14 protein-coding genes are annotated in these 15166 nt (G+C 33.9%); 5 read left to right on the top strand and 9 right to left on the bottom strand.

Annotation, left to right across the window (positions count from 1 at the left end; translation table 11 throughout):
• Nucleotides 1–53 precede the first annotated feature (53 nt).
• The 5 genes from CDH50_RS10955 (at nt 54) to CDH50_RS10935 (ending at nt 5322) form a co-directional block, all read left to right on the top strand.
• The gene (locus tag CDH50_RS10955; protein WP_100612316.1) at nt 54–1061 is read left to right on the top strand and encodes a glycosyltransferase family 2 protein; all 1008 of its coding nucleotides are present in this window, start codon (nt 54–56) and stop codon (nt 1059–1061) included.
• Between the two features lie 87 nt (nt 1062–1148).
• Nucleotides 1149–3074, top strand: a complete 1926-nt coding sequence (locus tag CDH50_RS10950) for a vWA domain-containing protein (RefSeq protein WP_100612315.1) — start codon at nt 1149–1151, stop codon at nt 3072–3074.
• Entirely contained in the window at nt 3071–4324 is a 1254-nt protein-coding gene (locus CDH50_RS10945) for a dihydroorotase (protein ID WP_100612314.1), read from the top strand. Before CDH50_RS10950 ends, CDH50_RS10945 begins: the two co-directional genes overlap by 4 nt.
• Nucleotides 4325–4328: 4 nt before the next feature.
• A complete protein-coding gene (locus CDH50_RS10940) occupies nt 4329–4664 on the top strand; it encodes a hypothetical protein (RefSeq protein WP_100612313.1) in 336 nt (111 codons plus the stop codon).
• Nucleotide 4665: 1 nt separating this feature from the next.
• Nucleotides 4666–5322 (top strand): alpha/beta hydrolase, encoded by a 657-nt coding sequence (locus CDH50_RS10935; RefSeq protein WP_100612312.1) that lies wholly within the window; start codon nt 4666–4668, stop codon nt 5320–5322.
• A 174-nt stretch (nt 5323–5496) separates the two neighbouring features.
• Here the strand turns inward: CDH50_RS10935 and CDH50_RS10930 are convergent, their stop codons facing one another.
• The 9 genes from CDH50_RS10930 to coaBC form a co-directional block, all read right to left on the bottom strand.
• Nucleotides 5497–6198 (bottom strand): response regulator transcription factor, encoded by a 702-nt coding sequence (locus CDH50_RS10930; protein WP_100612311.1) that lies wholly within the window; start codon nt 6196–6198, stop codon nt 5497–5499.
• Between the two features lie 5 nt (nt 6199–6203).
• Nucleotides 6204–7739 (bottom strand): sensor histidine kinase, encoded by a 1536-nt coding sequence (locus CDH50_RS10925; RefSeq protein ID WP_100612310.1) that lies wholly within the window; start codon nt 7737–7739, stop codon nt 6204–6206.
• Nucleotides 7740–7845: 106 nt separating this feature from the next.
• Nucleotides 7846–8439, bottom strand: coding sequence for a dephospho-CoA kinase (gene coaE / locus CDH50_RS10920; protein WP_100612309.1), 594 nt, complete (start codon nt 8437–8439; stop codon nt 7846–7848).
• Nucleotides 8436–9401 carry a YbbR-like domain-containing protein gene (locus tag CDH50_RS10915; RefSeq protein WP_232732001.1) on the bottom strand — a complete coding sequence of 322 codons (966 nt, stop codon included), beginning with the start codon at nt 9399–9401 and terminating at the stop codon, nt 8436–8438. The genes coaE and CDH50_RS10915 overlap by 4 nt, the downstream gene beginning before the upstream one ends.
• 2 nt (nt 9402–9403) lie before the next feature.
• The gene (locus tag CDH50_RS10910; RefSeq protein WP_100612308.1) at nt 9404–10405 is read right to left on the bottom strand and encodes a glycosyltransferase; all 1002 of its coding nucleotides are present in this window, start codon (nt 10403–10405) and stop codon (nt 9404–9406) included.
• Between the two features lie 73 nt (nt 10406–10478).
• The gene (locus CDH50_RS10905; protein WP_100612307.1) at nt 10479–11297 is read right to left on the bottom strand and encodes an enoyl-ACP reductase FabI; all 819 of its coding nucleotides are present in this window, start codon (nt 11295–11297) and stop codon (nt 10479–10481) included.
• A 68-nt stretch (nt 11298–11365) separates the two neighbouring features.
• Nucleotides 11366–13018: a DNA repair protein RecN gene (recN, locus tag CDH50_RS10900; RefSeq protein WP_100612306.1), complete on the bottom strand. Its 1653-nt coding sequence runs from the start codon at nt 13016–13018 to the stop codon at nt 11366–11368.
• Nucleotides 13019–13070: 52 nt separating this feature from the next.
• The gene (gene porD / locus CDH50_RS10895; protein WP_100612305.1) at nt 13071–13961 is read right to left on the bottom strand and encodes a type IX secretion system protein PorD; all 891 of its coding nucleotides are present in this window, start codon (nt 13959–13961) and stop codon (nt 13071–13073) included.
• On the bottom strand, nt 13954–15165 hold the full coding sequence (coaBC, locus tag CDH50_RS10890; RefSeq protein ID WP_100612304.1) for a bifunctional phosphopantothenoylcysteine decarboxylase/phosphopantothenate--cysteine ligase CoaBC: 1212 nt from the start codon (nt 15163–15165) through the stop codon (nt 13954–13956). The genes porD and coaBC overlap by 8 nt, the downstream gene beginning before the upstream one ends.
• Between the last annotated feature and the right edge of the window lies 1 nt (nt 15166).

Here is a 15166-nt window from a genome sequence, read left to right as displayed (position 1 = left end):
AATTTAAGATTATGTTACACCTTCCTTTGCCAAGGTTGTGTTAAATTAGCACCATGCAACAACCACTGATAAGCGTTCTTATACCGTTCAAAAATACTGAAAATTATCTTACAGACTGCTTGGAGTCTATAATTATTCAAACCTATAAAAATTGGGAAGTCATCATTGTTGATGATGGCTCAACCGATTCTAGTTATACCTTGGTTGAATTATATGCTTTAAAAGAAAATAGAATAAAACTTTATAAAAACACAGGTAACGGTATTATTGATGCTTTACAACTCGCTTTTATGCACAGCCAAGGCAATTTTATTACCAGAATGGATAGCGATGATATCATGCATCCTGATAAACTAAAAGTGCTTGCAAACAATTTAATGACTTACGGAAAGCATCATGTGGCGGTTGGTTTGGTAAAGTATTTTTCGGATGAAGGCATACAAGAAGGTTACGGAAATTATGAAACCTGGCTTAATAGTTTAACCAAAACAGGGAACAATTATTCTGAAATTTATAAAGAATGTGTGATTCCGTCTCCATGTTGGATGATTCATAAAGAGGATTTGATAGCTTGCGATGCGTTTAATCCGAATGTATATCCAGAGGATTACGATTTAACGTTTCGGTTTTACAAACATAAATTCAAATGCATTCCTTGTAACCACGTTTTACATTATTGGCGGGATTATAGCACACGGACTTCCAGAACGCACATCCATTATGCCCAAAATCATTTTACATCTTTAAAAATCCATCATTTTTTGGATATTGATTACAATAAAAATAAAACCTTGACTATTTGGGGCGCTGGCACCAAAGGAAAAATAATAGCACAAACACTATTGGAAATGAACATTCCTTTTGAATGGATTTGTGATAACCCCAAAAAAATAGGTCGTGATATTTATGGTAAAAAACTAAAAGCCTTTCATGAATTGAAAACTATTGAAAATCCGCAAAGCATCATTACTGTTGCTAATAAAAAATCCCAAATAGAGATTCGGACTTATATAGATGACTTAAACATGAATCCCATAGAAGATTTTGTTTTCTTTTGCTAATTACTGGCTCAGGTTTTTAAAGTGAATTTATTTTCATTATATTCAATAATTAAAAAAAATATGTAGTTTTGACAAATCTAAAAAGAAATGCAGTTTAAACATCCAGAACTTCTTTACGCGCTTTTTTTACTGCTCATTCCCATTATAGTTCATCTATTTCAACTAAGAAAGTTTCAAAAAGAAGCATTCACCAACGTCGCATTTTTAAAGGAAGTCACTTTACAAACCCGAAAAAGTTCGCAATTAAAAAAATGGCTAACATTGTTAACCAGATTGCTATTACTTGCTTGCGTTATTCTAGCATTCGCGCAACCATTTACCGCGAAAACCAACGCTTTTAAAACAAAAAGTGAAACAATTATTTACTTAGATAATTCGTTTAGCATGCAAGCCAAAGGCGATCAAGGCGATCTTTTAAAACGTGCCGTTCAAGATATTATTAGCAATGTCCCTGAAAACAACACAATTTCGCTGCTGACGAATGATAACACGTATAAAAACACATCCATCAAAGCTCTTAAAAATGAGTTGTTGCAATTGGATTATTCAGCAAAACCGCTGACTTATGATGCAGCATTATTAAAAGCCAAAACGCTTTTCAGTAAAGAAAATGGGACTTTAAAAAACATTGTTTTTATTTCAGATTTTCAACAACAAGCGAACAGTTTTAATCCGATAACAGATTCCATTACCAACATATTGGCAGTGCAACTCAAGCCTGTAAATATTAATAATGTCTCCATTGATAGTGCTTACATATCTAGTACAACAGCTTCAAATGTTGAGCTCACAGTAGCCTTAAGACAAACAGGAACACCTATTGAAAACGTACCGGTGTCGCTTTATAATGACGACCAATTAATAGCTAAAACATCGGTCGTCATAAATAACACTGCCAAAACAACATTTTCATTGCCAATAAATACCATTATAAATGGCAAAATAAGTATTGACGATGCCAGTTTGCAATATGATAATGAATTGTTTTTCAACATTAACAAAGTCGATAAAATTAATGTGTTAAGCATTAATGAGGAAAACGATTCCTTTTTAAAACGCATTTTTACGGAAAATGAATTTAATTACATATCAACGACGGTTGACCAATTAAACTTTAACGATTTAGAAAAACAAAACCTGATTGTTTTAAACGAATTAAAAACCATTCCGAATACCTTAGTATCCGTTTTAAAAACCTTCACAGACCAAGGTGGTTACGTGACCATTATTCCTTCAGAAGATATCATTGTTTCATCGTATAATGATTTGCTACTGAATTTCGGCATACGTTTCACTGATTTGGTTGCCTCCGAAAAGCACATCACTACCATTAATTATTCGCATCCCATATACAGCAATGGTGTATTTGAAAAAGAGGTTAAAAATTTTCAATATCCACAAATTGAAAGTTTTTATAATCTGTCAAGTCAAACAGGTGGTGCTGTTTTACAGTTCGAGGATAACAAACCATTCTTGGTGCAAAACAAAAACGCCTTCATATTCACTGCTGCTTTGAATAATGATAATTCCAATTTTAAAAACTCGCCTTTAATCGTTCCCACACTTTACAATATGGCGAAAAACAGTTTTAAAGTGCCAGCCATCTATTACACAATTGGAAACGATACTAGCTTTAATGTGAATGTGCAACTGAACCAAGATGATATTGTATCCATTGAAAACGCCGATGTAAACATCATTCCGAAACAGCAATATTTCAATAATAAAGTATTGATAAATACGCTTGAAGACCCTGCGGTTTCTGGTATTTATACCATCAAAAACAAAAACGAAAGCATACAGAATGTGAGCTATAATTACAATAGGGCCGATAGCGACTTAACCTATCAAGATCTTTCAAACTTAAATAACATCACGCTAAGCGATTCCATTATCGAAAGTTTTGATGTGATAAAAAGTGATACAAATATTAACGCCTTGTGGAAATGGTTTGCTATTTTTGCACTGGTGTTCTTGATTATTGAAATGCTCATCTTAAAATACTTTAAATGAACATACTTATAAAGTCTGCAACAATTATTGATTCTAAAAGCGAGTTCCATAACACAACTCAAGATATATTAATTGAAAACGGTGTTATTACCAACATAGGAAACCAACTAAAAAATCCGAAGAATTATCAAGAAATCACACTCGAAAACCTGCATATCTCCCAAGGTTGGTTTGATAGTAGCGTGTGTTTTGGTGAACCTGGTTTTGAAGAACGTGACACGATTGCCAACGGACTAAAAACAGCGGCAGCTTCTGGATTTACAGCGGTTGCCATGAATGCCAACACGCATCCTATTTTAGACACGAGTTCTGATATTGAATTTGTAAACACAAAAGCAAAAAACCATGCGGTCACCTTATTGCCCATTGGCGCTTTAACAAAAGATGGCAAAAGCGAAGATTTGGCTGAATTATACGATATGACACGTGCTGGTGCCATCGCTTTTTACGACTATCAAAAACCAGTTGGCAATCCAAATCTCTTAAAAATCGCCCTTCAATATGCCATGAATTTTGGTGGCTTGGTATGCTCATTTCCGCAGGAAAATAAAATCGCTGGATTAGGTGTGATGAATGAAAACATTACAAGCACCTCGTTAGGATTAAAAGGAAATCCGACTCTGGCTGAGGAATTGCAAGTCGCCCGAGATTTATTTTTACTGGAATATACGGGTGGAAAATTGCATATTCCAACGATATCTTCGGCAACATCGGTAGCATTGATTCGTGAAGCAAAAAAGAAAAAACTGGACCTGACTTGCAGCGTTGCCATCCACAATCTATATTTTACGGATGATGTTATAACCGACTTCAACACCCATTTTAAAGTGTTGCCACCATTACGAACTAAAACCGATGTAGAGGCACTTACGGAAGGCTTAAAAGATGGCACAATAGATATGGTGACGAGCGACCACAACCCCATAGACATCGAACATAAAAAAATCGAGTTCGATTATGCCGCCAACGGCACTATTGGTTTAGAAAGCGCTTTTGGAGCTTTACAAACTCTATTCACTTTAAAGAAAACCATTGACCTTTTAACCAAAGGAAAATCCAGATTCGGATTGGAGCAAACCCCTATAAACATTGGAAACAAAGTAAATATCACTCTTTTTAATCCAGATACCAAATACACATTTACTACAAAAAATATCATATCTAAATCCAAAAACAGCATTTTTGAAAATGAAACCTTAAAAGGAAACGTTTACGGTATCATTTCGAACAACCAGATTTCTTTAAATTAATAGCATGACAAACGATATTGAAAGAGGGCGCAAACATGCCATTATTAGCTATTTAACCATTATAGGCGTTATCATTGCTTACTATTTGAATAATGAAGACGAAAACAAAAGTGCATTTGCAAGTTTTCATATTCGGCAATCTTTGGGTTTGTGGCTCACGTTTTATGCCTTAGGCTATATCATAGGAAGTTTTGATAGTTGGTTGGTAACCTCCAGTTTTTATGTGTTTTTTGCCGTTCTTTTTATTTATGGGTTTATAAATGCATTAAACAGAAAAACACAATCCGTTCCTTTAGTAGGAGACTTTTACCAAAAAATATTTAAAAATTTAGGCTATTAAAATGAGTACCTCTTCCCTATCATTATATCATATTATTAGAGAATCTACGCTAACCGAAAATGCCCCATTATTAATCATGTTGCACGGTTATGGCAGCGATGAGGCCGATTTATATTCGTTTTCGGGCGAATTGCCGGATGATATTTTTATCATCTCCGTTCAAGCACCTTATGCCTTGGAACCTTACGGACATGCTTGGTATGCCATTAATTTTGATGCCGATATGGGAAAATGGAGTGATAACGAACAAGCCAAAGCATCTAGGGATTTAATCGCCAAATTTATTGATGAAGCGGTAGAAGCTTATCCAGTAAATAAAAATAACGTCACGCTTTTAGGCTTTAGCCAAGGTGCTATCTTAAGTTATTCGGTGGCTTTAACCTATCCTGAAAAAGTAAAAAATATCATAGCCTTAAGTGGCTATATAAATAAGGCTATTTTACCAGAAAATCTTGATAAAACCGACTTCTCTAACCTAGATTTTTACTGCTCACATGGTAGTGTGGACCAAGTAATACCAGTAGATTGGGCCAGACAATCCGCACCCTTTTTAAAAGAGCTTAACATAAAACATATGTATTCTGAATTTCGTGTAGGACATGGTGTAGCCCTTGAAAATTTTCGTGAATTTAGGGAGTGGTTGAGTAAACGGGTTTGATAAACTTGACTTTGTCAGAAAAAAAGTCGAACTTCGTTTAACTTCTGATATAAAACATTAAAACGATTTCATGTCATCTATTTAAACGAATCTAAAAAAAATACTTTATAAAAAATTCTAAACAAAAAAACCAGCAAATAGCTGGCTTTTTTATTTATATAGAATATTCTAAATCTAGTTTACAACCAATCTAAAACCTTCACCGTGAATGTTTAGTATTTCAACATTTTCATCTAGTTTTAGATACTTACGTAATTTGGCAATATAGACGTCCATACTTCGTGAGGTAAAATAATTATCATCTCTCCAAATTTTGGTAAGTGCCAATTCGCGAGGCATTAAATCGTTTTCGTGCAATGCCAATAAACGTAACAATTCGTTTTCTTTTGGCGATAATTTAATGGGGTCGCCACCTTTATAACGTAAAAAACGCAGTTTGGAATTCAGGTCGAAACCACCAATCTTAAATTCAAATTGTTTACTATCAGAAATGGTTTCTGTGGCTTTACGTTGTATAATGGCCTTGATTTTCATTAATAGCACTTCGCTATCAAATGGCTTGTTTAAATAATCGTCCGCCCCCACTTTATAGCCTTTTAAAACGTCTTCTTTCATAGCTTTCGCCGTTAAGAATACAATAGGAATATCGGTGTTTTTTTCTCTTATTTCTTTTGCCAAGGTAAACCCATCTTTGTAAGGCATCATGACATCTAGGATGCATAAGTCGAAATCGCCTTTCTTAAATTTTTCGAAGCCTTCCATACCATTTTTGGCATGAACAACATCATAATCATTCATCATTAAATAATCTTTAAGAACCGTTCCAAAATTTGGGTCGTCTTCAACTAATAAAATTTTCTTTTTTTGTTCTTCCATAGTTTCTATGATATTAAGGGAAGTTTTATGGTAAAAATACTTCCTTTGTCTTTTTCACTTTCTACACTAACATGACCTTGGTGGTCTTCTACAATTCTTTTTACGTAAGCCAAGCCTAAACCATGGCCCTTTACATTATGTATGTTTCCCGTGTGTTCCCTATAAAATTTTTCAAACACACGTTTGGTAGCTGCTTTACTCATCCCACTACCTTGGTCTTTAATTTTTAATAAAATATGTGTTCCCACATTTTCTGTGTAAACATCTATTTTTGGGGCATCTGGAGAATACTTGATGGCATTATCCAAAATATTAACGATGACACTTGTAAAGTGCGTTTCGTTTGCCAACACGGTCGATTTTAAAGCTCCTAAATGGGTTTTAATATACCCTTGCCTATCCTCCACCATAAGTTCTACATGGGTTAAGGCATCTTCTACCAAATCATGTAAATCTACTTTGTCTTTACTTATGTTAAGTTCGTTTTTTTCTAGTTTAGATATTCTCAATACGTTTTCAACTTGGGCGTGCATCCGTTTGTTTTCTTCTTTTATCATATTAAGATAACGAAGCACTTTATCCTTATCATCAATTATTTTCGGATTCTTTATGGCATCCAAAGCTAAATTTATAGTGGCAATGGGCGTTTTAAACTCATGCGTCATATTATTTATGAAATCTGTTTTAATCTCGGATATCTTACGCTGTTTCAATAATTGATACAAGGCACTCGTATAGGTAAACAAAATAACAAGTGTGAAAATAACCGATAGCATGATCATACTTGAAATGGATGACAAAATGAATTTTCTGTCTTCAGGAAAATTAACTAAAAGCCTGTATTTACTTTGATTGTTTTCATCAAAAAAAATGTGCACGCCATAGGTATCCAATGTATTGTTCTCAAAATTATCAGTGCGTACTTTTGTTGCCAAATCGTTACTGTAAATAGCAAACTCATAAGCGATATCCACATTATTCTCTTTTAGTTTTTTGGAGAGCAAACTATCTATTTGTTCTTTTGAAACACGCTTATAAATAGGTATTGTTTTAACATAAGCTTTTAGTTGTTTATTAAAATAATTCCTTTCGGCTTCAGTTAAACGACTACTATTAACAATATTTAAAATGGGTGTTTTACTAATATCTTTATCTGATTCATGCGCATTGTTGTAAACCTCAATTTTAGAACTGCCGATGATATTTTTTATAGCGATACTATCTAAACCAATGTCAAAGAGCGGCGAAGAATACTTATAGTTTTCTTCTAATATAATTTGGGTATAATTTACAGTTTCGTTGGTGCTTTCATTCTGTAAAGACGTGAATAGCTGGGAAACGACAGCTGTATCAACCCTTTTTTCACTATCTAAACTTTGAAACTTCTCATAATAACCATCTAATTCGTTTGTTTGTATGAGATTAGATACGTTTGCCAACGTTTTCTTGACATTAGACTCAAAACGTTCCCGTTGGTTTAATTCAGCACCTTTAATATAATAAGCTTGTAATAAAATAATGCCTATTAGAGATAAACTCATGAAAATAATTAGCAGGACAAATATTTTTTTGCTCATCACTCAAAATTAACATTTTAACATTTAGCACTCTTGCCTTTTAACCTTACATTAACAAATATGTTAAAATTTAAGATTTCCCACAATGTTTTAAGAGTTCGTGATGGATTTTCAGCACTTGCTCCTTGGTGTTTTCAATAGTCGTATTATGTATAACAAAATGGGACAGCTTTACTTTAGCGTCATCTGGCCATTGATTTTTCATCACGGCTTCTATTTTTTCTTTGGTGGTAGTTTCCCTCTTTAACAAACGTGCTATTCTTAAATCTTTTGGTGCCGTTACCGTAATAACAAAATCGCATTGTTTGTATCCGTTATTTTCGAACAAAACAGCAGCTTCCTTAATAACGTAATTTGTATGTTGTTTTGAAACCCATTTTTTAAAATGCGCCCCTACTTTTGGGTGTACAAGGGCATTCATTTTCTGTAAATACTCTTTATTTCTAAAAATAATATCTGCTATATATGGTCTGTTCAATTCATTATCAATATAAGCCTGTTTGCCAAATAAATTGGTGAGTTGACGCTTTAAAACTTTCGAGGTATTCATCAGTTTTTTAGCTTCTTCATCTGCAATATAAATAGGAACCCCCAAAGCCTGAAACTCTTTAGCTACTGTAGTTTTACCACTACCAATACCGCCTGTAAGACCAACTATTTTCATTCTAAAATTATAAATTCAATACGTTGTTGATTCACTTTTGCACTTTTTACCAATTTAGATGTTTTGGTAAGTTTTGGTATTAAATATGTTTGTTCATTTTCAATAGCACTAAAATCACATTCAACAACAAAATCCTCAGCCGTTATGGCTTTAAAATCCTTTAAACTGGTATAATAGGCGACAATGACTTCCTTTGGAAAATAATTTAAGGTCATGTTTTCAGGTACGTTTACAACCGAAACCGGAATTTTAAGCGTGCCTTCAGTATATTTTTCTACAGTACCAAATACCTGTACCTCATTTACTGAAAACTTTAAATCTTTATTTTTCTTGGGCAATTTAAGTTTTACCGTACTCGATATATTTGATTTCACATCTTTTAAAGTCAGTTTTTCCGTTTGAATGCTAATAACTTTTGAAGCTATGATTTCTGGCCCTACCACAACAATGGAGTCGGGTTTTAATTTATAATCTCCTGTGATATCAAAACCTGAAGTAAAGCTAATGTCTGTATTAAGAACAATGGGTATTTTCTTGACTAAATTAACATCGTACTTAAAAATCAATGTGTCTGGCGAAATATTTAACAACTGTACTTTACTTCCAAATTGTTTTTCACTATATATATACGCTTTAGACTTGTCCCAAATAAAGGCAGATTTTGATTTAGTGACATCTTTAGAAAAATCTATCGTGATTTTTGGTGGATATAAATAATAGCTCAGCCATTTAAAACCATGTGTTTTTAAAGTGACTTTTAATTTTGCCGTGGAATCGTTAAGAACCACATTTTCTTGTGGCACATTTATTTTATTGATTTCAAAAGTGATGGTTTTTGTATATTCTTTAGATAGTTTGGTGAAAATTAAAATAACAAACGCCAATATCAGGAACAAAAAAAAGACATTTATTTTTCTGTTCTTGATAGAGATGAGTATTTCCTTTTTTAATTTCCGTATCATGTTTATTTAAAAAATAATTCTGGAAAAAATTGTTTTGGGTCTTTTTTTAAAACACCAACAACAATGGTCGATTTTAAAAACCCAAAGCCATATCCAAAAAACTGTACAACGACTGCTGGTATGGCATATAACGCAACAATAATGCTTTTAGTTGTTATTAAAGCCAAAACAAATGTCATTATAAAATACAACAAATACAGCTGTATAAAAAACTTTATTTGAAATAAATAAAGAATATATGCTATTAAAAACCCTAAACAAAACACTGTGGGGAACCAATAGGTTATCTTTTTTGTTTTGGGATGCCATGCATTTAAAATGGGCCTCACCAATCCGAATTTATAAACTTGCTTGTAAAATTTTTCCCAAGAAATTCTTCGTTTATGGTACACAAATGCTTCTGGAATGAGTTTAGTTTTAAAACCCAAATTCCATAATCTAATCGATAAATCTGGGTCTTCACCTGGGTGAATATGTCCAAATCCGCCAGAGGCAATAAACGCTTCTTTTGAAATACCCATATTGAAACTTCTGGGTTGAAATTTATCAATATTTTCATTTCCTCCTCTAATACCGCCAGTGGTGATAAAGGAAGTCATGGAGAAATTAATGGCTTTCTGAATATTGCTAAAGGACTCATGTGCTGCATCAGGTCCGCCAAAACAATCCACATAATTTTCATTCAAACTTTTAACAACGGATTCTAAATAGTGTTCCGGTAATATACAATCACTATCTAAAATGATAAAATAGTTGCCTTTAGCGTGTGTCATCCCAAAATTTCTAGAATCTCCAGGTCCAGAGTTTTCTTTAAAAAAATAAGAAATATTGAGTTTGTCTTTATATAAATCAATGATGTCTTTTGAAGGGATTGTAGAGCCATCTTCAACAATGACAATCTCAAATGTTTCGGTTAATTTTAACGCCACAAAACTTTGCAAAAGTTCTTGTATTTCGTCGGGACGATTATAAACAGGAATTATAAATGAGAATTGTAGATGCATATCACAAATGTAACCAATCCATACAAAAAAGCCACCGTTTTATGGGTGGCTCATTTATTTTGTACTGTAAATATTATTCTTCTCCCATAAAGGTTGACATCACGGCATCACTCACACCCATATTGCTAAAACCACCATCATTATATAGGTTTTGCAAAGTCACCCGTTTGGTTAAATCACTAAATAAGGTTACGGTATAGTTAGCACAATCTAAAGCTGTGGCATTTCCTAATGGCGACATTTTATCGGCATAAGCAATAAAACCATCAAAGCCTTTGACACCACTTCCTGCGGTAGTTGGTGTTGGCGACTGCGAAATGGTATTCACTCTTACTTTTTTATCCCTTCCAAAGAAATATCCAAAACTACGTGCAATACTTTCTAAATAGGCTTTGTTATCCGCCATATCATTATAGTCAGGAAACACACGCTGCGCCGCCATATAGGTTAACGCTACAATACTTCCCCACTCGTTCATGGCATCACTTTTATATAATGTTTGCATCAATTTATGAAAAGACATCGCAGATACATCAGTTCCTTTTTGGGTCCATTCATAATTTTGATCGGTATAATGTTTCCCTTTACGCACGTTAATGGACATACCAATGGAGTGCAATACAAAATCCAGTTTACCTCCAAGAATCTCCGTAGATTTATCAATTAAATTTTGTAAATCCTCAACAGAAGTGGCATCAGCAGGAATGATTTGAGAACCTGTTTTTTCGGCTAACTCATTTATTTGCCCCATTCGCATAGCAACCGGCGCATTGGTTAATACAAATTGGCCGCCTTCTTCATGGACACGCTCCGCGGTTTTCCAAGCGATAGAGTTTGCATCTAGAGCTCCAAAAATAATTCCCCTTTTTCCTTTAAGTAAATTGTATGACATATCTATTTGTTGTTAATTCGTTCGTTGTTTAATTGTAAAAGTCAACAAAGGTAAAAAACTTTTAACTTTTAGTTCAATAATTCTTTGGCATGTGCAATGGCAGATGACGACATTTCCAAACCTCCCAGCATTTGCGCGATTTCAACAATCCGCTCGTCGTAATTTAATTTCATCAAATTGGTTTGTGTGACATCGTTCACATCTTCTTTAAACACTTTATAATGCGAATGGCCTTTAGCGGCGATTTGTGGTAAATGCGTAATGGAAAATACTTGCATGGTTTTACTCATTTCCAACATGATATCACCCATTTTATTGGAAATTTCGCCAGAAACACCCGTATCAATTTCATCAAACATGATGGTTGGCAATTGTATATATTTTGATAAAACCGATTTGATGGCGAGCATAATTCTTGATAGTTCCCCACCAGAAGCAGCTTTCTTCAATTCATTAAAACTACCTCCTTTATTGGCTGAAAATAAAAAAGATAATTCATCTTTTCCGTTAGCAAAAAAATCATTTCCGTAATTTACCTCTATTTTAAACTGTGCATTTGGCATTCCCAAATCCTTTAAAATACTTTGTAATTGGTTAACTAAGCTTGGAATGACTTCTGAACGTTTATCATGAATGGATTTAGAAATAACGTTGAGTTCTTCTTCTTTCTTAGAAATTTCAACTCTCTTTTTCTGAATGGTATCATCTAAATTTTCAGTGTATGATACTTTTTCTTCTAAATTATTCTTTATGGTGATTAATTCAGAAACATCTGTCACCACATGTTTTTGCATCAAATTATGAAGCTTTTGCAACTTGAGATTCACGGCTTCCAATCGGGTTGGATTGGCCTCAAGATTTTCTTGAAGTCCATCAATTTCCGCAAAAACATCATCCAAATCAATCAGACTACTATTGACTCGATTATATAATTCCTCATATTTTGAAGACATCCCAGCTAATTTTTGTAGACTGTTTTTCAAAAGGGTCATTGTCGAAATAATACCAATCTGTTCCTCGCCTAAAAGCTGATAGGATTCCGCTAGTTTTTCCTTAATGGATTCTACATTATTTAAGGTTTCATATTCTTCCTCAAGCAATTCAACCTCACCCACAACCAAATTGGCTTCCACCAATTCATTCAGTAAAAATGTATTGTAATCGTGTTCTTTAATGGCTTCCGCCTGAAAATGAAGCAATTCATTTAGCTCTTTTTGAAGTGATTTATAAAGCTTTAATTCCGATTTATAATTTTGAAGTTCAGCATCATTATTTGCTAAGGCGTCAATAATTTGAAACTGGAAATCGTTACTTGTTAATTCCAAAGTTTGGTGTTGCGAATGAATGTCAATCAAGCGCTCTCCCAACAATTGCAGACTATTTAAATTCACTGGCGAATCATTTACAAACGCTCTGGATTTCCCTGAAGGTAAAATCTCCCTACGAATGATAGTTTGCTCTTCATAATCCAAATCTTCTGCCTTAAAAAGTGATTTCAAATGATAATTGGAAATATTAAAAACGGCCTCTATCACGCATTTTTCATCAGTGTTTTTTAAACTGCTTAAATCGGCTCGCTTACCTAAAACCAAGGACAAGCCTCCCAAAAGTATAGACTTTCCTGCTCCCGTTTCACCTGTTATTATTGAAAAACCATCGTTAAAACTAACTTGGAGATTATCAATTAAAGCGTAATTTTTTATGGAAAGTGATACTAACATGTCTTGGTTAATGGTTGATGGTTGCTAGTTGATGGTTAAAAAACTTTGAAACCTAAAATTTAATATTTTGCCATTTACTACTGTGCATGGGGGCTACTTTTTGCAAGGTTTCTTTAACGCTGGCAATATTCACATTAGGGCCATCACTGAAAATTTGTTCAATTTCATCTGCTTTAGAATCAAAAAACGTCCGTAATAAAAACGAATTTGGCCTTCTACTATTCATTGCTTCAAACTGTTTTAAAGCAGTAGCTATTTTTTCTTTTCCTGCTTTCGGATTTTCTCCCATCACATCCAAGCCTTCCCTATGATAAATATAAAGTACATCCCTGAACTCTTTAAAGGTTGTGGACAACACGTTGTCTATTAAAGCAAAGCGGCTTTGAAGTCCATCTTCTAATTTCCAACCTTTATAATTCTCTTGTCGGGAATAATTAGAAATGATTTGCGCTTGTTTAAAATAAATCTCCCCACCACCTTTACTAAACGAATCTGCATCTAAAGCCAAAATCATATAGACATGAAAGGCTATAACCGATACTAAATTGGATTCGTATTGGTTTGGATTAAAAATTAAATTTTGAAATTCTAAATATCTAAATGAAAAATCCCTATCATTATAATTATAAATAGGCGTTGTATAAGAAGAACCAAAAACAGGACGAGAAGATTGTACCTGAATAGTGGCTTGAAACGATTCGCCACTATAATCTGAAATGGTAATGTTCATACTGCAATTGATGCGTTCCTGTGCAGAAAATGTTCTATTGGTCCACGTTGTATTATTGACAAACTCGGTTAATTGACTTTCGAGTGTTTTAAAAATCTGTAAATTCTCATTTCCAGTTTGGCGCGCATTCACCACAACATTACAGTTTAACTCTTGAGAAAAACCCGTAAAAGTTGCAAAGTAAATACATAGAATAAATATAATATTACGCATCCAGTTGTTTTATTATTTCGTTTAATAAGTCTTTAGCAACTTCTGTTTTAGACTTCAATGGAAATTCTTCACTTTCATTTTTATCATTTATAAAAGTCACTTTATTGGTATCGCTTTTAAAACCAGCTCCAGAGTCGTTTAACGAATTTAACACAATTAAGTTTAAATTCTTTCTTTTAAGTTTGTCTTTTGCATTTTCAATTTCATTATCGGTCTCTAACGCAAAACCAACCAAAAATTGATTGGTTTTAATGGCTCCTAAAGAAGCTAAAATATCCTTGGTTTTTTCTAACTCTAATGTTAACGTATCTTCAGTCTTTTTTATTTTTTGTGCAGCGACTTCTTTTGGTTTAAAATCGGCTACAGCCGCCGATAGAATAGCCACATTTACTTCTTTAAAATAGGCATGGGCGGCATTAAACATCTCTTCTGCGCTTACAACAGGAACGATGTGTATGAAATTATGTGAAACACTTTCATGGGTTGGTCCCGTGATTAAAATGACTTCAGCCCCTAAATTGGCTGACACCTTAGCAATTTCGAAACCCATTTTACCACTGGAATGATTCCCAATAAAACGGACCGGATCGATGGCTTCATAAGTAGGCCCAGCCGTGATAAGTATTTTTTTTCCTTTAAGGGGTAATTTGTTTAAAATATCATTTTCAATAAATGTAACAATATCTTCCGGCTCTGCCATTCTACCTTCCCCAACTAAACCGCTAGCCAATTCACCACTTGTAGCTGGAATCATGATATTGCCATAACTTTGTAATATACTAAACGACCGCAATGTACTTTCATGTTTATACATGTCCAAATCCATAGCGGGTGCAAAATAAACCGGACATTTAGCTGATAAGTAGGTTGCAAGCAATAAATTATCACAAATGCCATTGGACATTTTTGATAAGGTATTGGCGGTTGCAGGAGCTATGACGAAGATATTTGCCCAAAGCCCTAAATCTACATGGCTGTTCCACACAGCATTGTCATCTTCATCATTGGTAAACGAAGAATAAACGGGATTTTTTGAAAGTGTTGATAAGGTTAAAGGCGTAATAAAGTCTTTAGAAGCAGGAGTCATAACGACTTTGACGTTCGCACCAGCTTTCACAAATAACCTTACTAAAGAAGCTGTTTTATAAGCGGCAATACCAGCGCTTATGCCCAGTAGTATATTTTTGCCGCTTAATATTGACATT

The organism is Confluentibacter lentus (assembly GCF_002806995.1).
In the GTDB taxonomy this organism is placed as follows: domain Bacteria; phylum Bacteroidota; class Bacteroidia; order Flavobacteriales; family Flavobacteriaceae; genus Confluentibacter; species Confluentibacter lentus.
This window is presented reverse-complemented; position numbering and strand designations above follow the sequence as displayed.